This is a genomic window from Amycolatopsis sp. lyj-90, from assembly GCF_046549035.1.
GTDB lineage: Bacteria > Actinomycetota > Actinomycetes > Mycobacteriales > Pseudonocardiaceae > Amycolatopsis.
On record NZ_JAJPWP010000003.1, the window covers coordinates 161781 to 183196 of the forward strand.

Consider the following 21416-nt stretch of genomic DNA (forward strand, 5'->3'; position numbering starts at 1 on the left):
TGGCGCCATCGGCAGGACTGACCGCGAGGCGACCCCTTGAGGCCGATTCCGTGCAGGTGTAACCCGATCGGGTGGCCGGACCGTCGATGACCTGCGTGGACGCCGACTCACGCCCGGTCGCACCCGGCCACCACGGGGTGACCCACGAATGCGTGGTTCGCGATAGGTCGACGCGGTGAGCGGCTGGACGTTTACGTTCGGTTAACACCTGCGGCCGGGTGGCGGGCTCGACACGATCGGCGGGACGAATACGCTGGGTGGAGGCGTCTTTCGGCTCGCCGGTGCCAGGTCGGTGCTGGTCGGGGAAAGACGTCCGGACCACGCCGCCCAGGTGGTCTTGACGCAGCGAGGAGGGACTTGTGACGGCATCCGGACAGCAGCAGAGCTCGTTCGGCTGGCTCATCACGGATTTCGCGCGCCGGGTTCCCGGTGCCGCGCACGCCGTGCTGGTCTCCGCGGACGGTCTTCTTCTCGCGCCGTCAGAAGGGCTGCCGCAGGAACGGGCCGAACAGCTGTCCGCGGTCGCTTCCGGATTGATCAGCCTCACCGCCGGCGCGGCACGCTGCTTCGACGCGGGCGGGGTCAACCAGACCGTCGTCGAGATGGAACGCGGGTACCTCTTCCTCATGTCGGTCGCCGACGGCTCGTCACTCGCCGTGCTGGCCGCGCCGACCTGTGACATCGGCACCGTGGCCTACGAGATGACCCTGCTCGTCGAGCGGGTCGGCCAGCAGATCACTCCCGAGCTGCGGGCGCAGCTGCAGGGCGGCGTACGTGGGTAGCCGCCGATGAAGATCACCGGATTCACCGAGCCGGAACCTCCAGGCTGGGACTCCCTCTACCAAGGCACCGAACGCGAAGCCTTCGACTCCCCGAGCAGGTTCGAGCTGAGCTCGATCAGCACGGTCATGCCGCGCCGCCAGGTCGCGCCGCCGGAGCCGGCCCCTGCGTCGATGCCCTCGCCGATCCGTCAGTCGACACCGCGTCCCGCGTCCGCGGGGAACGGCGCCGCCGGTTCCGGTCCCTCGGGCAGCGCGCCCGCTTCGGTCTACCTGCCGTCCTCGGGCTCGCGTGTCCGGCCCTACACCCGCACCGGCGGGCGCACCCGGACCGCGCACGCCCTGGCGCTGGAGGCGCTGGTGTCGACCAGCGACGACGGCCGCCGGTATCGCGGCGTGCGGACCATGGAGCACCGGCAGATCTGCGACCTCTGCCTGGACACCCGGTCGATCGCGGAGATCGCCGCGCATCTGCGGCTGCCGCTGGGCGTCGTGAAGGTGCTCGTCGGCGACATGGCGGACGCGGGCCTGGTGCTGATCCACCAGACGGAACTGATCCTCGGCGACTCCTCCTCGCGCGCCTTCATGGAGCGCGTGCTGCAAGGCCTTCGCGCCCTCTGACCCTCCCCGCGTTTCCGGACCTCCCGCGTTTAGTCCTCTAGTTGCGGTCCTTGCGTGTGCAACTACCGCAACTAGAGGACTAAACGCTGGGGCCGGCAGATCGTGGAGGTGCCCCCAATGCCGCATTAGGGACGCTCAGCGTCTCCAATGCCTCATTGGGGACATCGACCGAGGCACGCGGCGGTCAGGGCCGCCTTGCACTCGGTCGGGATCGGGACGCCGTAATGGCCGACTCATGCGAGGCCATGTCGATGGTGCTGAAGGATCTTCGCACCGAGCAGCTGGTCTAGCTCCGCCCTGCCCGCGTTTAGTCCTCTAGTTGCGGTCCTTGCGTGTGCAACTACCGCAACTAGAGGACGAAACGCGGGGATCAGTCTTCGACGAGGGCCGCCGAGGTGATCCGGTGCAGGGGATAGCGCTCGTTGTCGGTCCCTTCGAGGACCCCGCCACCGACCCGCATCGGCCGCACGACACGCTGGCTCGCCGTCCCGCGTGAGTCGACGAAACCGATCCACACCTCGCGGCGCTCCATGGTCGCCTGGGACAGCAACGCCAGCGTCGCGGACGTGTCCCCGGCGCCGCCTCCCTGCGGCGCGCGCACCGTCTCGCCCCGGCGGCGCGCCGAAGCGGCGTCACCGGCCCGGACGTGCGCGACGATCTTGCCGACCTGATCGTCTGTCAGCCCGGCAGGCTCCCCAGGCGCCCGACGCGCGGCACGCGCCTTCGCGGGCAGGCGACGTCCGGACGGCCTGATGTCCATGACGCGTCCGTCGGGCCCTTCGGCCGCTGGAGCGAACCCTGCGGCGCGAAGAGCGTCGAGGACCTCGGCGAGCGGGTACGAGCTGATGAGCACTGTCGGCGCGATCATGCGCAAGCCGTAGTTAGCCGCGACAGAGCTGCCCATGACCTCCGCGAGCAGCGAAGCGTCGTCGCAGCGCAGGAATGACTCGGCGGCCCCGCCGCGAAGCCGCCCGTGCCGCCGGGCGACGTCGTCGATCAGGTAGCTCAAGGACTGGGGCACCGGCGTCGCCGAGCGGGCCGCGAACAACGCGTGCAGTTCGCCCGCCGTCCGCCCGGTGTCGAGCGCGCGCCGCACTGAGGTCTCGGTGATCCGGTAGACGGTCGCGTGCCCGGCCGATTCGATGTCGGCGACGGCGGTCATCTCGGTCGCCAGTTCGGCTTCCAGCGGTCCCGGCGCGACCACGGTCAGGTCGGCCTGGACCAGGACGTGGTCCACCGGACGCGGCAGCGCGTCGAGCATCGCCTCGACCGCTGCTGGCCGGTCCTCGGCCAGCAGCGCCCGCGTCGCCGTGGTGAGCCCGCCGAGCCCGATCAAGCCGAGCGCGGCGCCCTCGGCCATCGTCCAGCGCACGGTTTCGTCCCGCAGCCGCCCGCCCCGCCGCGGCGCGCGCCAGGCGAGCGCGGCGACCAGTTCGTCGGTGCTCTTCACCCCGGCCCCTTCGGGCAACGCGGCCAAGGCGAGGAGGATCCGCCGTCGCGAAGTGGGAGCCAACGGCCGCCGCAGGTCTTCCGAAAGCGGCGCGATCGGCTTGTCCTTCGCGTCCCTGCCGCCGGCGAGACCGGGCAGCCGGGGCAGTTCGAGCCAAGCCTGCGCGACCGTCATCCAGCGCTGCGCCGTCGGCGACGCGAGCCAGGAATCGGTCAGCGTCGTCGGCACCCATTCCGGCGTCGTCGCCTCGCTGTCGGCCGCCAGCCCGGCGCCGACCGCGATCTCCGCCAGCAGGGTCACCCGCGTTTCGTCGACGTCGAGGTCTTTGGCGAGCTTCTTCAGTTCGCGGACCCCGAGACCGCCGGACTTCAGCACCGGCGGCGGCGTCTCGGACCACGCGCGAAGCATGCTTTCGGTCTGGCGCAAGAACTCCATCGCCTCGCCCGCCGCCGTCGTGTCCACTGTGGACCTCTGATGCGGATGCACGGGGAGTTCCGGTTCGCGCAGCGACGCCGGTTCGAAGACCGACCCGCCGCGCAGGGCGATCCCGAGCTCACGCGGCAGTTCGACGGTCTGGTCGTCCCGGCGCAGGAGCAGCCCCCGTGCGAGCAGACGCTGGACCGGGTTCTGCGCCCGCTCCAGCGGGACCTCGGCCGACGCGTCGCGGGTGCGGCCGATCGGCGGCCCGGCGGCCAGCGTCGTCAGCAGGGCACGTTCGTCCTCGCCGACCTCCGCGAGCGCGGCGTCGATGTCGGTACCGGTGAGCGCCGGTGACGACGACCCCAGCCCGGCGGGGAACGGGCCGAGCGCGTCGCGGGCGGACGGCGGGACGCGCAGCGCGTCGTCCTCGCCCCAGACCAGCGCCCGCTTGCGCAGCAGCGCCAGCGCCTCGCCGATCTCGGTGCCCGTGAGCCGGGCGACCTCGGCCGCGGCGACCGGAGCGGTGTCCGCCCCGGCCAGCAGCAAGGCGTCGAGCACGGCGAGGGTGAAGGTGTCGAGGTCTTCGCAGGCGCGCGCGACGGAGCCCGGCGTGCCGGCCCGGGTGGCGAGCACGATGGTGTCGGACGGGGGTGGCGTGGACAGGTCGCGACGCGTGCGCAGGAGCGCGGCGAGTGCGTCGTCGGACTCCTGGCGCAGCCAGTCCGCCAGGGAGGGCGCGGGCATAGAGGATCAGGATACCGGGCGGGTGGTAGCCCGGCAGCCGCGTTCGGGCAGACTGTCGTCGGAGAGAACGGCTTGACCATGCTCGGGAGGACGTTGTGGCGAAGGGCGAGAACAAAAAGCGCGCGGGAATCGATCCCACGTGGCCCGGTGAAGACGGGGAGCACCCCGTCACCGAGCTCGCATCCGATCGGCAGGGTGCGCTGTCCCCGTTCGGCGACCTGACCTTCCCGCTCGACGCGGTGCCCTACGTGCACCCCCAGACCGAGATCAACAAGTAAGAAGTTACTGGTCAGTCACCCCCTGCGAGGCTTCGTGGCGGTCGTCACGGGAGTAGGTTTTCGATCGACCTATTCGAGCGTTCCTCAGCGGGGGTAGTGCCATGCCGGTTCCCGGTCCCGGATATTCGATCACCGTCCGGGTGGAGGCCCCCGCGTCGTCCACCGCGGCGGGTGACCTGACGACCGCCGTCGGCCGGGTCGGCGGCGTGCTGACCGCGTTCGACGTCGTCGAGTCGCACCCCGAGTCGATCGTCGTCGACATCAGCGCCAACGCCCTGTCGGAGAACCACGCGCAGGACATCACGCAGACCCTGGACTCGCTCCCGGGCGTGCGGGTCCGCAAGGTCTCCGACCGGACCTTCCTGATCCACCTCGGCGGCAAGATCGAGGTCACCCCCAAGGTCGCGCTCCGCAACCGTGACGACCTCTCCCGCGCGTACACGCCCGGCGTCGCGCGCGTGTGCCAGGCGATCGCCGCGAACCCCGAGGACGCGCGCCGCCTGACCATCAAGCGGAACACCGTCGCCGTCGTCACCGACGGCTCGGCCGTGCTGGGGCTGGGCAACATCGGCCCGGCCGCCGCGCTCCCGGTGATGGAGGGCAAGGCGGCGCTGTTCAAGAAGTTCGCCGACGTCGACGCCTGGCCGGTGTGCCTGGACACCCAGGACACCGAAGAGATCATCAAGATCGTCAAGGCGATCGCCCCGGTGTACGCGGGCATCAACCTCGAGGACATCGCCGCGCCGCGCTGCTTCGAGATCGAGGCGCGCCTGCGCGAGCAGCTCGACATCCCGGTGTTCCACGACGACCAGCACGGCACCGCGATCGTCGTGGTCGCCGCGCTCCGCAACGCGCTGCGCGTGGTCGGGAAGAACATCGAAGACTGCAAGATCGTGGTCAGCGGGGTCGGCGCGGCCGGCTCGGCGATCATCCGCCTGCTGCTGGGCAAGGGCCCCGGCGACGTCGTGGCCGCCGATATCGACGGCATCGTGCACTCCGCGCGCGGCAACCTCGACGACAACCTCACCTGGATCGCAGAGCACACGAACAAGGACCAGCAGGCGGGCACGCTGCACGAAGCGCTCGTCGGCGCCGACGTGTTCATCGGGGTCTCCGCGCCGAACCTGTTCGGGGCCGAGCAGGTCGCGACCATGAAGTCCGACGCCGTCGTGTTCGCGCTGGCCAACCCGGACCCGGAGATCGACCCGCTGGAGGCGCAGCAGCACGCCGCCGTCGTCGCGACCGGCCGCAGCGACTTCCCGAACCAGATCAACAACGTGCTCGCGTTCCCGGGCGTGTTCCGCGGTCTGCTCGACGCGCACGCGCACCAGATCGACGACTCCATGCTGCTCGCGGCGGCCGACGCCATCGCGGACGTCGTGGACAACGGCAAGCTCAACGCGTCGTTCATCGTGCCCAGCGTCTTCGACAGTGCCGTCGCCCCCGCCGTCGCCGAAGCGGTGAAGCGGGCCGCGAAGGCCGTCGCCAAAAGCGAGAAGTGACAGCAAAGGTCCCTTGCTCCATTCGGTGGACACGTCATCACTGAGGCCGACCAGGCGGTCGACTTCAGGGTGACGACCCCGTACCCGGCCCGCTCATAGTCTCGATTCCGACCAGGAATTCGATCTTGACGGGGGTTGGGGATGAAGCGTTCCGTCCTGAGCAAAATCGGGGCACTCACGATCGCGGCGGTCACCACGGCGGTACTCGTACCGGCCACGGCGTCCGCCGCGACTTCGTCGTTGCGGTGGGAACAGTGTCCGGACGTGCCCACGCTGCAATGCACCACTTTGAAGGTCCCGCTCGACTACCGGAATCCGGGCGGGCCCACCATCGACATCGCCGTGTCGAAGCTCGCCAGCACCAAGCCGTCGAAGCGGCGCGGGGTCATGCTGATGAACCCGGGCGGCCCCGGCGGCCCGGGGCTGACCATGCCGGACGGTCTGCGGGCGGCGGGGATGCCGTCGAGCGTGCTCGACGCGTACGACCTGATCGGGTTCGACCCGCGGGGGATCGGGCTCAGCACGCCGGTCACCTGTGATCTCAAGCCCGAGCAGCTGGTGAGCAACGTCCCGCCGTACGCGCGTGACGCCGCGGCGGTGGCCGAGCGGGCTACGAATGTGGCCGGCGTCGCGAAGCAGTGTGGCGACTCGAAGACCGCGGCGAACCTGCCGTACATCACCACGGCCAACACGGCTCGCGACATGGACCGCATCCGCGAAGCCCTCGGCGAGAAGAAGATCTCGTACTACGGCGTCTCGTACGGCAGCTACCTCGGCGCCGCGTATTCGACGCTGTTCCCGCAGCGGACCGATCGGATCGTGCTCGACAGCGTGACCAGTCCGGGCGGGCTCGACCCGGCGACCTCGCGTCGGCTGGCGGAGGGGTTCCAGGACCGCTTCCCGGACTTCGCGAAGTGGGCGGCGGCACGGCACGCCAGCTACGGGCTCGGCCGGACGCCGCAGCAGGTGACGGCGAAGTTCTACGAACTCGCCGCCAAGCTCGACGGCGGCGCGGTCCCCGGCGTGGACGGCGCGGCGTTCCGGATGGGCACGTTCGGCGCGCTGTACTCGACCGCCGCCTTCCCGGTGCTGGCGCAGCAGTGGCAGTCGCTCGATACCGAAGGCGTCATGAAGCAGTCCGCGCAGGCGGCGCAGATCGACATCGGGAATCTGCTGTCCGGCCAGCTGCACGTGGTCTGCAACGACTCGAACTGGCCCGAGAACGTCGGGACCTACCAGCGCAACGTCGAGAAGGACCGGGTCAAGTACCCGATGTTCGGCGCGGCCGGGGCGAACATCTGGGCGTGTGCGTACTGGCCGTCGGAGCCGATCGAGCCGCCGGTGCGGATCGGCGACCGGGGACCGTCGACGATCCTGCTGGTGCAGAACCTGCGTGACCCGGCCACGCCGCTCAGCGGGGCCAAGGAGATGCGGCGCGCGCTGGGCGACCGGGCGCGGATGGTGTCGGTCGACGACGGCGGGCACGGGGTCTGGCTGGGCTCGGAGAACGCTTGCGGCAACAACGCCGTCAACCGGTTCTTCGTCGAAGGCAAGCGTCCCGCGCACGACACGGCCTGCGCCGCGGACAAGGGCGGGCTCTTCGATTCGATGACGCCGCAGCAGCGTCAGGATCGCGAGAAGGCACTCGACGAGGTTCGCTCGAAGCAGCGGGTTTTCTAACTTTCCAAGGTGAACCCGCGATCGCGATCGACGTCGGCAGGGCGCGCGCTGGCAACTTAAGGCACGTTCGGCAGCCAGGGCGCCCTGCCACCGCGATAGCGAGGCCTTCGGCCGGGCGGGTTCACGCGTGTGGTCGCTCCGTCGAACACGCCTCAGCTCCGCTGTCCTGTGCTGAGGACTAGCCTGCTGGGCGTGAGTGAACTAAGCCACGTCGACCATACGGGCGCCGCCCGTATGGTCGACGTTTCCGGCAAGACGCCCTCCGCCCGGATCGCGCTGGCGGGCGGCACCGTGCACACCACGGCCGAGGTCCTCGGCCTGCTGGCGACGGACGGGCTCCCCAAGGGCGACGCCCTCGCGACAGCCCGGATCGCGGGCATCATGGGCGCGAAGAAGGTGCCCGAGCTGATCCCGCTCTGCCACCAGATCGCGCTGTCCGGGGTGAAGGTCGAGTTCGTCCTCGACGAGACCGCCGTGCACATCACCGCGACCGCGAAGACGAACGACCGGACCGGTGTCGAGATGGAGGCGCTGACCGCCGTCGCCGTCGCCGGGCTGACCCTGCACGACATGATCAAGGCCGTCGATCCCGCGGCGACCCTCGACGACGTCCGCCTGATCCGCAAGGACGGCGGCAAGACCGGCACCTGGGAGCGACCGTGAGCCGGGTCGCGAGGGTGATCGTGGCGTCGAACCGCGCCGCGAAGGGTGTCTACGAGGACACGACCGGTCCGGTCATCACCGCCTGGCTCGCCTCGCGCGGCTGGGACGTGCCCGAGCCCGTGGTCGTCCAGGATGGGGAACCCGTCGGCGAGGCCCTGCGGGAGGCCGTCGCGGCCGGGGTCCAGGTGATCGTGACGACCGGCGGCACCGGCATCTCGCCGACCGACCGCACCCCCGACGTCACCCGGGCCGTCCTCGACTACGAACTCCCCGGCGTCGCGGACGCGATCCGGGCCGCCGGACTGCCCAAGGTCCCCACGGCCGTGCTCTCGCGCGGGGTCGCGGGCGTGGCCGGGCGGACCCTGGTGGTGAACCTGCCGGGCTCGCGCGGCGGCGTGAAGGACGGCCTTGGCGTACTGGACGGGATCCTCGACCACGCCGTCGACCAGCTGGCGGGCGGCGACCACCCACGGGAGGCACAGCAGTGAGCGTTCGGGTCGCACGGATCGCGGTGGTCGACGAGCCGCTCTCGGTCGAGGAACACGCCCGGCTGGTGGACGACGCGGCCGCGGGTGCCGTCGTCACCTTCGGCGGGGTCGTGCGGGACCACGACGGCGGCCGGTCGGTGGACCGGCTCGCCTACGAGGGGCACCCCAGTGCCTCCGAAGTGCTCGCGGAGGTCGTCGCGGATCTCTCGGGGAAGTGGACCGGGGTGCGTGCCGTCGCGGTCAGCCACCGGCTGGGCGCGCTGGCCATCGGAGACGTCGCGCTGGCGTGCGCCGTGGCGGCCGAGCACCGGGGCCAGGCCTTCGCCGCCTGCTCGGAGCTGGTCGACGAGGTCAAGGCGCGGCTGCCGGTGTGGAAGCACCAGCACTTCACCGACGGCAGCGACGAGTGGGTCAACTCGCCGTAGCGGTTGCGGACGGCGTTCGGCCTCGTGAGTGGCAAGGACGGTTCTGGTGGACCCGTCTTTGCCTACCTACGCGTGACCAGGGTGAAGGTGTGGTGCGGTAGTCGAGGGGTCGCTCGGGTCTCGGAGCTCGATGACACCGGAATGTCACCGCGGCGGGTCGGTTCACGCGGCCACCTGACCACTACGGGTGGCGGCTCACGCGTGCGCCCCGATGTCGACGATGAAGGAATTGGGACGTTGAGTGTCCCAATTCCTTCATCGTCGAGGCGGTGTTCCGTCGATCAAGACCGTGCCACCCCCCGCAACCTCACGAACGGCAGTCGAGCGGGGAAGATTTGGGACGTTCGACGTCCCAAATCTTCCCCGCTCGCCCACATTGGGCATGAGGATCCCGTGGGTAGGCAAACACCGGTCCGTTCTAACCGTCCTTGCCACTCACGAGACGACAGAGCCCCACCGCCGGGGGAATGCGCGGTGGGGCTCTGTCAGTCGCGACGTGGCCACGCGGGGAATCCCGCGGGCATCACGACTTACAGGTGCTCAAGAGCTCACTTGGTGGCGAGCTTCTGGCCGACGACGATGAAGTCGGCGTTCGGCACGAATTCCTTGTTCAGGTCCTGCAGCTTCTGGAAGCCGCCCTGGACGTTGAACTTGGAAGCGATCTTGGACAGCGTGTCGCCTGCGACGACGGTGTAGTCGCCGGCCGGGTTCGAGCCCGCGACACCGGTGACGGCGGGGGCCGGAGCCGGAGCCTGCTGCTTGGTGACCGGGGCGGTCGACTTCTTCGGGGTCACCTTCTTGGTGGCCTTCGGGGCGGTCGACTTGGCCTTGGCGGGGCTGGCGGAGCCGCCCTTCTTGCCACAGACCGGCCACGCGCCGATGCCCTGGCCCTGGAGGACCCGCTCGGCGACGGCGATCTGCTGCTCACGCGAAGCATTGTGAGCGCTGCCGGTGCCGCCGTAGGCACGCCAGGTGCTCGGCGAGAACTGGAGACCACCGGAGTACTTGTTGCCGGTGTTGGCGGCCCAGTTGCCGCTGCTCTCGCACTGGGCGATGGCGTCCCAGTTGGTCGCCGACGCGGGGGTCGCGGCGATGGCGAGGGGGGCGCCGACCGCGACGCCGGCGATGGCGACACGGGCGATGTGGCGGGTGGCGGCGGACATCTTGCGGTGCTTGCCTCGGTACGACATGTGAGTAAATCTCGCTCCCTGCGCCTACGAGCCTGTGCTGAGGGAAAGACCCGGGGGTCTGGCCGGCCGTCTCAGGCCGGCTGACTTCGCCTGACGCACGCCGCGTCGGCTCGGTCCCCTCGTCCCTGTCCGGAAATGCTTTCGCTCGGGGTTGGGTCCGGGAATCCGTTGGACAGGGCTCGGCGCTACGGGTTCCCGGTGTTGCGTGGTCGGTCGGGGCCAACCGAAAAGCGACGGTACGTAACGAACGGCCTGATCGGAAATTATTCGAGCTGTGACCTACATCACAGTAACAGCACGCAACCTATAACGATTCGACTGTTTATGCAGGTCAGCTGGCCGTTATCGGACCGTTTCCTGGCCGAGATAATTCACGGATCGTGAGGCTTGCATCACGTGGATTAAGGGATGACTGGCCCATTCGTGCGCCTTCGCGCGCTATTGGGCCGCGCACTTTAGCGAGACCTCAAGAAGTTCGCCAGCCCACGCAGGTCATCCGTATTCAGGTGGTCGACCCCGGCGGTGACCAGCTCATTCCACAGAGCGTCACGATCGGCTCCGGCGATGTCCGGCGTCGCCCAGAAACGCACCCGCTGTCCCGCCGCGTGAGCGCGGCGTACCAGTTCGTGCAGTTTCGCGCGCTCGGCGGCGGGGAAGGAGCCCGCGCCCGTCCAGGTGAACAGCCCGGTCCAGGAATCCGAGACCAGCGGGGTCACCCGGCGATCCGAGCCGATGCCGAGGTCGTTCTCGCCGGAGATCCGGCCGTCGTAGAAGGCGAGCCGGAACTTCTGCCCGAGCATGACGTCCTTGGGCCGTCCGCCGGAGATCACCGCGGTGACCGCCCTCTTCTGGACGTGCCCGAACGCGTACAGAGAAAAGAGGAAGGAGTAGCGCGGGTCGTACAGCCGCTTCTCCAGCGCCGCGTAGGTGCTGTTCGCGTCCCCCTTGACGTCGATCAGCAGCTGGAACTCCGCTGATGCCTTCTCGGCGGGAAAGCGTGCCTCGAAGGGTGCGCGCTGCCGGTAGACGCCGACGCCGTGGTTGGCCAGGACGCGCTTGCGCAGCGGCTCCAGGTAGAGCGACTCCAGGGTGCGGTCCGGGCGGGTGTCCGCCAGGTCGTGCGCGACCAGCAGTTGCCCGTCCACCAGGTAGATGTCGGCCTCGACGCTGGTGAAGCCCTGATCGAGCGCGTCGTGCAGCGGGCGCGCGTGCTCGTAGTCGTTGTGGCTGTGCGCCTGCGGCAGTGGCCGGACGCCGCGTTCGTGGGCGGAGGCCGGAGCGGTCGCCAGGCTCGTGGCGGCGACCGCGGCCAGCAGCGCGGCCAGGATGCGGCGGGGAGTGATCACTCGCGCATCCTCCGGGGCTTCGGCGTCCGGCCGGTGAATTCCAAACGGCGAGCAAGGGACCTTTGCTCCCACTTTCGCCGTCGGCGCAGGTCAGCCGCCCGCGAACGGGGGTAGCACGTCCAGTTCGGCGGCGTCGGCCAGCGGTTTGGTGAGATCCCGCACGGCGACGCCGTCCAGCAGGAACGAGACCGCGTCGAGCAGCTTCGCCAATTTCTCCGGGTGGAGTTCGCGCAGGTGGGCGACGGCGTCGGCGACGCGGGCGCCGTCCGGCAGCGACACCTTCTCTTCGTCGAAGCCGACGGCCGCGCGGGCCGAGGCGAAGTACCGCACCACGATGGTCACCATGTCAGCCGCCGATCGCGCTCATCGGCCGGATCGGCTGCGCGAAGCCGGCCTCGTTGATCTCGTGCCCGGCGAGCTTGCCCCACATGGTCGCCCGCCAGACGTCCGCCACCTCTTCTTCGCGCGCGCCCGCGCGCACGAGGGCGCGGAGGTCGGTCTCGTCGTTGCTGAACAGGCACGAGCGCACCGCGCCGTCGGCGGTCAGCCTCGTCCGCTCGCAGGCACCGCAGAACGGCCTCGTCACCGAGGCGATCACGCCGACGTCGCCCGGCCCGCCGTCGACCAGCCAGCGTTCGGCGGGTGCCCCGCCCCGGGCGGCAGGGAACGGCGACAGCGAGAACTCCTCGCCGAGCATGCCGAGGATCTGCTCGGCGGTGATCATGTCGCGCCGGCTCCAGCCGTGCTGCGCGTCCAGCGGCATCTGCTCGATGAACCGCAGGTGGTAGCCCTCGGCGAGGCAGAACCGCAGCAACGGCACCGCCTGGTCCTCGTTCAGCCCGCGCATCAGCACCGCGTTGACCTTCACCGGGGACAGCCCGGCCTCGCGCGCGGCCGCCATGCCGGCGAGCACGTGCGACAGCCTGTCGCGACGCGTGATCGTCTCGAACAGCGCGCGGTCGACCGTGTCCAGCGAGACGTTGATCCGGTCGAGGCCGGCGTCGGCGAGCGGCTTCGCGCGCTTCGCCAGCCCGATCCCGTTGGTGGTCATGGAAAGCCTCGGCCGCGGTTCGAGGGCCGCGATCCGCTCGACGATCTTCTCGAGACCTTGGCGCAGCAGCGGTTCGCCGCCGGTGAGCCGGATGTCGGTGACGCCGAGCCGTTCGACGGCGATCCGCAGCAGGAGCACGAGTTCGTCGTCGGTCAGCACGTCCGCGCTCGGCATCCATTCCAGGCCCTCGGCGGGCATGCAATAGGTACAGCGCAGATTGCACTTGTCGGTGAGCGACACCCGCAGGTCGGTCGCCACCCGGCCGAAGGTGTCGATCAGGGCGGGATTGTCCGGCCTGGGCGCGGTGGGGCGTCCGCGTGTACCGGGGACACGGGGAAACCCGAGATCGACTGCTGTCATTGTCACCAGACTAACCCCGAAGTGAGCGAAAACCGACTGTCCATCCATGCCCCCGCCGCCACCCTCAAAGGAGAAGCTTCACTTCGCCTCATTATCCTGGTGCATTTCGTACCCCACCGGCCCGAGGCCTGGTTTTCTTCCGAAGGGTTTCCGGATGGCGAAATACCCGCTCTCGGTGGAGGAATTGGCCCGGTTCGCCCATCTCGGCAGGGAAGGCAGCACGCTGACCGTCCTGCGGCACGCCAGGATCGCCGAGCGGATAGGCCTGTCGGCCACCGACCACAAGGTGCTCGAACTCGTCGGTCAGGCGCGGGGACCGTTGACAGCGGGCAGGATCGCCGAAATGACCGGGTTGTCGACGGGCGCTGTGACCGGCGTCATGGACAGGCTCGAGAAGGCGGGTCTCGCCCGCCGCGTCCGCGACACCGCCGACCGCCGGAAAGTCCTGATAGAGGTCGTCCCGGGCGCCATGGAGCGCCACGCGCCGCTCTTCGAATCCGCGTACACGAACATGAAGACCCTCCTCGAACAGTTCTCTCCCGAGGAACGGAAAGTGCTGGAGCGTTTCCAGAGCGCGTTGCTCGATGGCCTCCGCGACGAACTGCCCGGCAATTCCTCCCGTCCATAGCTTTTCCGCATCTGCGGAAGTAATCTCTCTGGCATGCCGCAATTCCGGTTGTCTGAAGCCGCTCGTCTGCTCGGCGTCAGCGACGACACCGTCCGCCGCTGGGTGCGCGCGGGCCAGTTGACCGCGTTCGACGACTCGGCTGGCCGCAAGGTCGTCGACGGCGCCGAACTCGCCGCGTTCGCCAAGGCGCAGGCCGAGCAGCCCGAGGACCCGTCGAATGTCGGCCGGTCCGCGCGCAACCGGTTCGTCGGCCTGGTCACCGAGGTCATCACGGACAAGGTGATGGCGCAGGTCGAACTGCAGTGCGGCCAGCACCGCGTGGTCTCCCTGATGAGCGCCGAAGCCGTCCGCGAGCTCGGGCTGCGGCCGGGAGTGCTCGCCGTCGCCGTCGTCAAGGCGACCACCGTCGTGATCGAAACCCCGGAAGGAAGCCGATGAGGAGACTCGTCCCCGCCCTGCTCGCGCTGGCACTGGCCGCGACGGCCTGTGGTTCTTCGGAGCAGCCCGTCACCGCGAAGATCGAGGCGAGGACGTTGACCGTGTTCGCGGCGGCGTCGCTGACCGAGTCGTTCGGGGCGCTGGGCAAGAAGTTCGAGGCGCAGAACTCCGGGGTGACCGTGAAGTTCAGCTTCGAGGGCTCCTCCGCGCTGGTCCAGAAGCTGACCCAAGGCGCGAAAGCGGACGTCTTCGCCTCCGCGGACCAGGCCAATATGGACAAGGCCACCAAGGGCGAGGTGATCGACGGGCAGCCGTCGGTGTTCGCCACCAACCGGCTCGCCATCGCCGTCGGCAAGGGCAACCCCAAGGGCATCAAGGGGCTGGCCGATCTCGCCAAGGACGGGCTGACCGTGGTCGTCTGCGCGCCGCAGGTGCCGTGCGGGGCGGCGGCGAAGAAGGTCCAGCAGTCTTCCGGGGTCACGCTCAAGCCGGCCAGCGAGGAGCAGGACGTCAAGTCCGTGCTCGCGAAGGTGCAGTCGGGTGACGCCGACGCGGGACTCGTGTACGTCACCGACGCGACCTCAGCGGCCACGAAGGTGGACAAAGTGGACTTCCCCGAGGCGGCGGGCGCGATCAACAACTATCCGATCGGGGTCGTGAAGGGTGCGTCCGACGCGTTCCTCGCGAAGCAGTTCACGGAGTTCGTCCTGAGCCCCGAAGGCAGGCAGGAACTGGCGAAGGTCGGTTTTGGCGCGCCCTGATCCCGCGAAGACCGCAACCAGAGGACGAAACGCGGGTGCCGGGGTCCCGTGGGTGCTCTGGCCGCCCGCCGTCTGCGCGCTGGCGCTGGTGGTCCTGCCGGTCGTCGGCCTGCTGGTGCGCTCGGACCTGAGCCGATTCCCGAGCCTCATCGCCTCGTCTTCCTCGCTGAACGCGCTCAAGCTGTCGCTGATCACCGCCGGACTGTCCACTGTGGCCTGTGTGCTGTTCGGCGTCCCGCTCGCCGTGGTGCTCGCGCGCTCCCGGGCGCGCGGCATCCGCGTGCTGCGCGCGGTGGTGCTGCTGCCGCTGGTCCTGCCGCCGGTGGTCGGCGGCCTGGCGCTGCTCTACCTGCTGGGCCGCAAGGGGTTTCTCGGCATCCTGGTGACCACCCTGACCGGTGAGCAGGTGCCGTTCACCACGGCCGCGGTGGTCATCGCGCAGACCTTCGTCGCGATGCCGTTCCTGGTGGTCAGCCTCGAAGGCGCGTTGCGCGGTGCCGGTGACCGGTACGAACGGGTCGCTTCGACACTGGGCGCCAGACCGTGGACGGTGTTCCGCCGCGTCACCTTGCCGCTGCTGCTGCCCGCGCTCGGTTCGGGGATAGTGCTGAGCTTCGCGCGGGCACTCGGCGAGTTCGGCGCCACGATCACCTTCGCGGGCAGCCTGGAAGGCGTGACCCGGACCCTGCCGCTGGAGGTCTACACCCAGGCCGAGGTCGACGTCGACAGCGCCGTGGCGCTCGCGTTGCTGCTCATCCTGGTCGCCGTCGCGGTGATCGCGCTCGCCCGGCCGCGCGCGCTGGAAGGAGTCCGCTCGTGACCCTTTCGGCCGGGATCGTCCTCCGGCGCGGCGAATTCACCCTGGATGTCGAGTTCGAGGTGCCCGACGGCGGTGTACTCGCCTTGCTCGGCCCCAACGGGTCGGGGAAGTCCAGCGTGCTCGGCTGCCTCGCCGGTCTCCTCCGGCCGGATCGGGCACGGATCACCCTGGACGGCCGCGGTCTTGGCGATCTCCCGCCGCACGCGCGCGGCATCGGCCTGCTCTCCCAGGACGCCCTGCTCTTCCCGCATCTGTCCGCTTTGGACAACGTCGCCTTCGCACCGCGCTCGACCGGCGCCGGGCGCGCCGAGGCGAAGCGCCAAGCGAGGGAGTGGCTGACCGAAGTGGACGCGCTCGAACTGGCCGGACGGCGGCCCGCGCAGCTCTCCGGCGGACAAGCGCAACGGGTCGCGATCGCGCGGGCGCTGGCGGCCGAGCCGGGACTTCTGCTGCTCGACGAGCCCTTCGCCGCTCTCGACGTCGACGCCGCACCCGCCATCCGCGGTCTGCTCCGGCGCGTATTGCGGTCCGGGCCGCCGACGGTGCTGGTCACCCACGACCCGCTCGACGCGCTGGCGCTGGCCGATCACGTCGCCGTCCTCGACGGCGGCCGGATCGTCGAACGCGGCGAGACCCGGAAGGTCCTTTCCGCGCCGCGCACCGCCTTCACCGCGCGGATCGCCGGGCTGAACCTGGTGCCCGGCGTCGCCGCCGAGGGAGGTTTACGCACGTCAGGTGGGCACTTGGCCGGGATCCCGGCGGACGACGTCATCGACGGCGAAGCGGCCGTGGCCGTCTTCGCACCCAGCGCCGTCGCCGTGTACCTGCGGGACGGCGAGCACCGGGGCAGCCCGCGCAACACCGTCGAGGGAGTCGTCGACGCGCTCGAACCACACGGACCGGTGATCCGGGTCCGCACTCGCGGGGACGACTGGGCGGCCGGTCTCGCCGCCGATCTGACCCCCGCCGCGGTCGCCGAACTGGCGCTCGAACCCGGGACACCGGTCAACCTTTCGGTCAAGGCGGCGTCCGTGGCTGTTCACGCGGTCTCCGATCATTAAGGTGGTGCCCATGAACGAGCGCCGTTGGACGTACCTCAGCGACATGGATGGCGTGCTGGTCAAGGAGGAGCACCTCGTGCCCGGCGCGGACGAGTTCCTCAAGGAACTGCGCGCCAACGACATCGGCTTCCTGGTGCTGACCAACAACTCGATCTACACCCCGCGTGACCTGCGGGCGAGGCTCGAACGGACCGGTCTCGACATCCCCGAGGAGGCCATCTGGACCTCCGCGCTGGCGACCGCGAAGTTCCTCGCGTCGCAGCGGCCGAACGGCTCGGCGTTCGTGATCGGCGAAGCCGGGCTCACCACGGCGCTGCACGAGGTCGGCTACGTGCTGACCGAACGCGACCCGGACTACGTCGTCCTCGGCGAGACGCGCACGTACAGCTTCAGCGCGATAACCCGCGCGATCAGGCTGATCGAGGGCGGCGCGAAGTTCATCGCCACCAACCCCGACGCGACCGGCCCCAGCGTCGAGGGCTCCATGCCCGCCACCGGCTCGGTCGCCGCGCTGATCGAAAAGGCGACCGGCCGCTCGCCGTACTACGTCGGCAAGCCCAACCCGCTGATGATGCGCTCGGCGCTGCGGCGGCTCGGCGCGCATTCGGAGTCGACGCTGATGATCGGCGACCGGATGGACACCGACGTCCACTCGGGAATCGAGGCCGGATTGCAGACGATCCTGGTGCTGACCGGCATCTCCAGCAGGGAGAGCGCCGAGCACTATCCGTACCGGCCGACCATGATCATCGACTCGATCGCCGATCTGGTCGGGCGGACCGGCGACCCGTTCGGCGAAGGCTGAACGAGGCGATGGCGGACGGAGGGATTATCGTCACAGAGATGCACGACGATCAGCCTCCGTCCCCGACCTATGTGGTCGGTGACGTGCACGGACACCGGGACGAGCTGGCCGGGGCGCTCCGGGAGAAGGGGCTGCTCGACGCCGACGACGACTGGGCCGGCGGTGAAGCGACCCTGTGGTTCCTCGGCGACTTCGTCGACCGGGGGCCCGACGGCGTCGGCGTCATCGACCTGGTGATGCGGCTGGAACGCCAGGCCGCCAAGGCGGGCGGCCACTGCGGGACGCTGCTGGGCAACCACGAGATCCTGCTGCTCGGGATGTACCACTTCGGCGACACGGAGGTGCCGTCCGACTTCGGGCCGCGCAGCTTCGCCCGCAGCTGGGAGATCAACGGCGGGCTGCTCGCCGACCAGGACCGGCTCACGCCGCAGCACATCGAATGGCTGACCTCGCGCCCGATGCTGACGCTGGCCGCCGATCACCTGCTGATGCACTCGGACACCCTCGAGTACCTCGACTGGGGCGCCGACATCGACGGGATCAACGCGCGCGGTCGCGAGATCCTCGAAGGCAGCGACATCCAGGCCTGGTGGGACGTGTGGCGGCGGATGACCACGCGCTACGCCTTCCGCGGCCCGGAAGGCGCCGACGTCGCGCAACAGCTCATGGACCGGCTCGGCGGTGAGCGGATCGTGCACGGGCACAGCGTCATCGCCGACCAGCTCGGCATCCACCCCGCGCAGATCGAGGGGCCTTATCTCTACGCCGGTGGGAAGGCGCTGGGGATCGACGGCGGGCTGTTCGTCGGCGGGCCCTGCCTGATCATCCCGCTGCCCTGGGAGCCCGAGGACTGAGCTTTACGGAGGCTCCAACCCTGGTCCCGCGTGCTATGAAAGGCCCGTTACTTGCAAATTTTGCAAGTAACGGGCCTTTCATAGCGTGTGCGGGCCGCACTACGGGAGTTCCACGATCTCCTTGCCGAGCGGCATCAGCGAAACCGGGATCATCTTGAAGTTCGCCACGCCCAGCGGGATCCCGATGATCGTGATGCACAGCGCGACCCCGGTCAGCACGTGCCCGATCGCGAGCCACAGCCCGGCGAAGAGGAACCAGATGACGTTGCCGATCGTCGACGCCGCCCCGGCGTCGCGCCGGTCGACGACCGTGCGGCCGAACGGCCACAGCGCGTAGGCCGCGATCCGGAACGACGCCAGCCCGAACGGGATGGTGACGATCAGGATGCAGCAGATGATTCCGGCGACGACGTAGCCGAGGGCCATCCACAGGCCGCACAGCACGAGCCAGATGACGTTCAGGATCAGGCGCATCAGACGTGCAACTCCCCACTGGCCACGGTGACCGCCTGCCCCGAGAGCAGGACGCGGTCACCTTCGAGACTCATCCGGACGATGCCGCCGCGAGCCGAGGCCTGCTCGCCGACGAGGTTGTCCCTGCCGAGGCGTGCGGCCCAGTACGGCGCGAGGACACAGTGCGCGGAGCCGGTGACCGGGTCCTCGTCGACGCCGACGCCCGGCGCGAAGAACCGGGTGACGAAGTCGACCCCGTCGACGTCGCCAGGGGCGGTGACCATCAGCCGTCCGGTCCAGTGCGCGCGCAGCGCGGCCAGGTCCGGGGCGAGCGAACGGACCACCGAAGCCTCGTCCACCACCGCGAACAGGTTCTGGTGACTGCGCCCGACATAGGAGAAGGACACGCCCGGCAGGATCGAGGAAAGGTCGTCGTCGGACTCGCGGGGCGGATCCGACGGGAAGTCCATCGAGACCCAGCCGTCTTCGGCGCGGCAGCGCAGTTCGCCGCTTCTCGTCGTGAAGGTCTGTTCGCCGCCAAGGACGTGCGTGGTCGCCAGCGTCGCGTGCCCGCACAGGTCGACCTCGGTCTCCGGCGTGAACCAGCGAAGCGACTTCGGACCCTCACCGCTGACCTCGACGAAGGCCGTCTCGGCGTGCTTCAGCTCGGCCGCGACGGACTGCATCCAGCCCGCGTCGCCCGGCGAGTCCAAAAGCACGACTCCGGCCGAGTTACCGGCGAAGGCCTCGGAGGTGAACGCGTCGACGATGTAGAGGCGCATGTCCTCGACGATATCGGGCATCCGGGAACCCGGCCTCCGGGTTTCCCCCGAGGTGTCGCGGGTCTCCACTTGCAGGTGGCCCAGGTCACCGGGGCTTTCTAGACTCGACGCGTCGATGCCGCCGAACGCAGGAGTCTCCATGTCCGACGCCCCCGCCCTACCGAGCTACGCATCGGGAATCTCGGACACCCCGCTGCTGGGGGACACCATCGGCGACAACTTCGATCGCACCGTCGCCGCCTTCGGCGACCGGGACGCGCTGGTCGACCGCGCGGCCGGGAAACGCTGGACGTACACCGAACTCGCCGCCGACGTGGACGCGCTCGCCCTCGGGCTGCTGGACCTCGGCATCGCGAAGGGCGACCGAGTCGGCATCTGGTCGCCGAACCGCGCGGAGTGGACGCTCACCCAGTACGCGACCGCGAAGCTCGGCGCGATCCTGGTCAACATCAACCCGGCGTACCGCTCGCACGAACTCGAGTACGTGCTGAACCAGGCCGGGATCAAGCTCATCGTGGCCGCGAACTCGTTCAAGACCTCCGACTACGCGGGCATGATCGCCGAGGCGGGGCCGAAATGCCCGGCGCTGGAACACGTCGTGCTGCTCGACAGCCCGGCGTGGCCGTCACTGCTGGAGATCGGCGGCAAGGCCGACCGCGCGCTCCTGGCCGAACGCCAGAGGGCGCTTTCCGCGGACGACCCGATCAACATCCAGTACACCTCCGGCACCACGGGTTTCCCGAAGGGCGCCACGCTCAGCCACCACAACATCCTCAACAACGGCTACTTCGTCGGCGAACTCTGCAACTACACCGAAGCCGACAAGGTGTGCATCCCCGTGCCCTTCTACCACTGTTTCGGCATGGTGATGGGCAATCTCGCGGCGACGACCCACGGGGCCTGCATGGTCATCCCGGCGCCCGCGTTCGAGCCGAAGGCCACCCTCGAAGCCGTCGCGGCCGAGAAATGCACGTCCCTGTACGGGGTCCCGACGATGTTCATCGCCGAACTGGCCGACCCGGACTTCGATTCCCACGACCTTTCTTCGCTGCGCACCGGGATCATGGCGGGTTCGCCTTGCCCGGTCGAGGTGATGAAGCAGGTCATCGACCGGATGGGGATGGCGGAGGTGTCGATCTGCTACGGCATGACCGAGACGTCGCCGGTGTCCACGCAGACCCGCGCGGACGATTCGGTGGAGCGGCGCGTGTCGACCGTCGGCCGTGTCGGTCCGCATCTGGAGGTCAAGGTCGTCGATCCGGAGACGGGGCTGACCGTGCCGCGTGGCGAGCCGGGCGAATTCTGCACGCGCGGCTACTCGGTGATGCTCGGTTACTGGGAGCAGGCCGACAAGACGGCCGAGGCGATCGACGCGGCACGGTGGATGCACACCGGCGACCTCGCGATCATGGACGCCGACGGGTACGTCAACATCACCGGCCGGATCAAGGACATGGTCATCCGCGGCGGCGAAAACCTGTACCCGCGCGAGATCGAGGAGTTCCTCTACACCCATCCGGACGTCCTCGACGCGCAGGTCATCGGCGTCCCCGACGCGAAGTACGGCGAGGAACTGATGGCGTGGGTGCGGATGCGCGAGGGCGCGGCGCCGCTGACCGCCGAAACGATGCGGGAGTTCTGCGAGGGGAAGCTGGCGCGCTACAAGATCCCGCGGTACGTCCACGTCGTCGAGGAGTTCCCGATGACGGTGACCGGGAAGGTGCGCAAGGTCGAGATGCGCGAGGAGTCGATCAGCATCCTCGGCCTGGAAGCGGCGGCCGTCACGAAGCACGCCTGACAAGTTGACACTTAGGGGC

Annotated in this window: 21 protein-coding genes and 1 pseudogene; 15 read left to right on the forward strand and 7 right to left on the reverse strand. The window is 69.5% G+C overall.

Going from position 1 to position 21416, the window contains the following annotated elements; all coding sequences use genetic code 11:
* Nucleotides 1-359 precede the first annotated feature (359 nt).
* Together ACLJPX_RS12155 and ACLJPX_RS12160 are read left to right on the forward strand one after the other, a co-directional pair.
* A complete protein-coding gene (locus ACLJPX_RS12155) occupies nt 360-782 on the forward strand; it encodes a roadblock/LC7 domain-containing protein (protein ID WP_020631857.1) in 423 nt (140 codons plus the stop codon).
* Nucleotides 783-788: 6 nt separating this feature from the next.
* Entirely contained in the window at nt 789-1400 is a 612-nt protein-coding gene (locus ACLJPX_RS12160; RefSeq protein ID WP_410600165.1) for a DUF742 domain-containing protein, read from the forward strand.
* A 370-nt stretch (nt 1401-1770) separates the two neighbouring features.
* Here the strand turns inward: ACLJPX_RS12160 and ACLJPX_RS12165 are convergent, their stop codons facing one another.
* The gene (locus tag ACLJPX_RS12165; RefSeq protein WP_410600166.1) at nt 1771-4014 is read right to left on the reverse strand and encodes a helicase-associated domain-containing protein; all 2244 of its coding nucleotides are present in this window, start codon (nt 4012-4014) and stop codon (nt 1771-1773) included.
* 95 nt (nt 4015-4109) lie between these two features.
* On the opposite strand from ACLJPX_RS12165, the gene ACLJPX_RS12170 reads away from it, so the two are divergent.
* The 5 genes and pseudogenes from ACLJPX_RS12170 to ACLJPX_RS12190 all read left to right on the forward strand — a co-directional run bounded on the left by ACLJPX_RS12170 (nt 4110) and on the right by ACLJPX_RS12190 (nt 9050).
* Nucleotides 4110-4292, forward strand: a complete 183-nt coding sequence (locus ACLJPX_RS12170) for a hypothetical protein (protein WP_101610900.1) — start codon at nt 4110-4112, stop codon at nt 4290-4292.
* Nucleotides 4293-4393: 101 nt separating this feature from the next.
* Nucleotides 4394-5794 carry an NAD-dependent malic enzyme gene (locus ACLJPX_RS12175; RefSeq protein WP_410600167.1) on the forward strand — a complete coding sequence of 467 codons (1401 nt, stop codon included), beginning with the start codon at nt 4394-4396 and terminating at the stop codon, nt 5792-5794.
* A 141-nt stretch (nt 5795-5935) separates the two neighbouring features.
* Nucleotides 5936-7474, forward strand: a complete 1539-nt coding sequence (locus ACLJPX_RS12180) for an alpha/beta hydrolase (protein ID WP_410600168.1) — start codon at nt 5936-5938, stop codon at nt 7472-7474.
* Nucleotides 7475-7666: 192 nt separating this feature from the next.
* Nucleotides 7667-8137 (forward strand): cyclic pyranopterin monophosphate synthase MoaC, encoded by a 471-nt coding sequence (gene moaC, locus ACLJPX_RS12185; protein ID WP_184896309.1) that lies wholly within the window; start codon nt 7667-7669, stop codon nt 8135-8137.
* Nucleotides 8134-9050 (forward strand): annotated as a pseudogene (locus ACLJPX_RS12190) (molybdenum cofactor biosynthesis protein MoaE). The gene moaC and the pseudogene ACLJPX_RS12190 overlap by 4 nt, the downstream one beginning before the upstream one ends.
* A gap of 548 nt (nt 9051-9598) precedes the next feature.
* On the opposite strand, the gene ACLJPX_RS12195 reads toward ACLJPX_RS12190, so the two are convergent.
* The 4 genes from ACLJPX_RS12195 to moaA form a co-directional block, all read right to left on the reverse strand.
* Complete coding sequence (locus ACLJPX_RS12195) at nt 9599-10240, reverse strand: transglycosylase family protein (protein WP_410600169.1); 642 nt, start codon at nt 10238-10240, stop codon at nt 9599-9601.
* Between the two features lie 455 nt (nt 10241-10695).
* A complete protein-coding gene (locus tag ACLJPX_RS12200) occupies nt 10696-11586 on the reverse strand; it encodes a phosphatidylinositol-specific phospholipase C/glycerophosphodiester phosphodiesterase family protein (protein ID WP_410600170.1) in 891 nt (296 codons plus the stop codon).
* A gap of 90 nt (nt 11587-11676) precedes the next feature.
* Nucleotides 11677-11931: a MoaD/ThiS family protein gene (locus tag ACLJPX_RS12205; protein ID WP_101610892.1), complete on the reverse strand. Its 255-nt coding sequence runs from the start codon at nt 11929-11931 to the stop codon at nt 11677-11679.
* A gap of 1 nt (nt 11932) precedes the next feature.
* The gene (gene moaA, locus ACLJPX_RS12210; protein ID WP_410600171.1) at nt 11933-12997 is read right to left on the reverse strand and encodes a GTP 3',8-cyclase MoaA; all 1065 of its coding nucleotides are present in this window, start codon (nt 12995-12997) and stop codon (nt 11933-11935) included.
* Nucleotides 12998-13151: 154 nt separating this feature from the next.
* Here moaA and ACLJPX_RS12215 point away from each other — a divergent pair, with 154 nt between their 5' ends.
* Genes ACLJPX_RS12215 through ACLJPX_RS12245 form a run of 7 tightly spaced genes read left to right on the forward strand, consistent with a single transcriptional unit; the run spans nt 13152 to nt 18364 of the window.
* Nucleotides 13152-13625 (forward strand): MarR family transcriptional regulator, encoded by a 474-nt coding sequence (locus ACLJPX_RS12215; protein ID WP_410600172.1) that lies wholly within the window; start codon nt 13152-13154, stop codon nt 13623-13625.
* 33 nt (nt 13626-13658) lie between these two features.
* Entirely contained in the window at nt 13659-14063 is a 405-nt protein-coding gene (locus ACLJPX_RS12220; protein WP_410600173.1) for a TOBE domain-containing protein, read from the forward strand.
* Complete coding sequence (gene modA / locus ACLJPX_RS12225) at nt 14060-14824, forward strand: molybdate ABC transporter substrate-binding protein (RefSeq protein ID WP_410600174.1); 765 nt, start codon at nt 14060-14062, stop codon at nt 14822-14824. Before ACLJPX_RS12220 ends, modA begins: the two co-directional genes overlap by 4 nt.
* A 52-nt stretch (nt 14825-14876) precedes the next feature.
* On the forward strand, nt 14877-15644 hold the full coding sequence (locus ACLJPX_RS12230) for an ABC transporter permease (RefSeq protein WP_410600175.1): 768 nt from the start codon (nt 14877-14879) through the stop codon (nt 15642-15644).
* Nucleotides 15641-16705 carry a sulfate/molybdate ABC transporter ATP-binding protein gene (locus tag ACLJPX_RS12235; protein ID WP_410600176.1) on the forward strand — a complete coding sequence of 355 codons (1065 nt, stop codon included), beginning with the start codon at nt 15641-15643 and terminating at the stop codon, nt 16703-16705. Before ACLJPX_RS12230 ends, ACLJPX_RS12235 begins: the two co-directional genes overlap by 4 nt.
* Nucleotides 16706-16715: 10 nt before the next feature.
* Complete coding sequence (locus ACLJPX_RS12240; protein WP_037318851.1) at nt 16716-17510, forward strand: HAD-IIA family hydrolase; 795 nt, start codon at nt 16716-16718, stop codon at nt 17508-17510.
* Between the two features lie 38 nt (nt 17511-17548).
* Nucleotides 17549-18364 carry a metallophosphoesterase family protein gene (locus tag ACLJPX_RS12245; protein ID WP_101610885.1) on the forward strand — a complete coding sequence of 272 codons (816 nt, stop codon included), beginning with the start codon at nt 17549-17551 and terminating at the stop codon, nt 18362-18364.
* 99 nt (nt 18365-18463) lie between these two features.
* On the opposite strand, the gene ACLJPX_RS12250 is transcribed toward ACLJPX_RS12245, so the two are convergent.
* Together ACLJPX_RS12250 and ACLJPX_RS12255 are read right to left on the reverse strand one after the other, a co-directional pair.
* Nucleotides 18464-18838, reverse strand: a complete 375-nt coding sequence (locus ACLJPX_RS12250) for a YccF domain-containing protein (protein ID WP_240599453.1) — start codon at nt 18836-18838, stop codon at nt 18464-18466.
* Nucleotides 18838-19599 (reverse strand): PhzF family phenazine biosynthesis protein, encoded by a 762-nt coding sequence (locus ACLJPX_RS12255; RefSeq protein ID WP_410600735.1) that lies wholly within the window; start codon nt 19597-19599, stop codon nt 18838-18840. The genes ACLJPX_RS12250 and ACLJPX_RS12255 overlap by 1 nt, the downstream gene beginning before the upstream one ends.
* A 139-nt stretch (nt 19600-19738) precedes the next feature.
* On the opposite strand from ACLJPX_RS12255, the gene ACLJPX_RS12260 reads away from it, so the two are divergent.
* The gene (locus tag ACLJPX_RS12260) at nt 19739-21397 is read left to right on the forward strand and encodes an AMP-binding protein (RefSeq protein ID WP_410600177.1); all 1659 of its coding nucleotides are present in this window, start codon (nt 19739-19741) and stop codon (nt 21395-21397) included.
* The last annotated feature ends 19 nt before the right edge of the window (nt 21398-21416 follow it).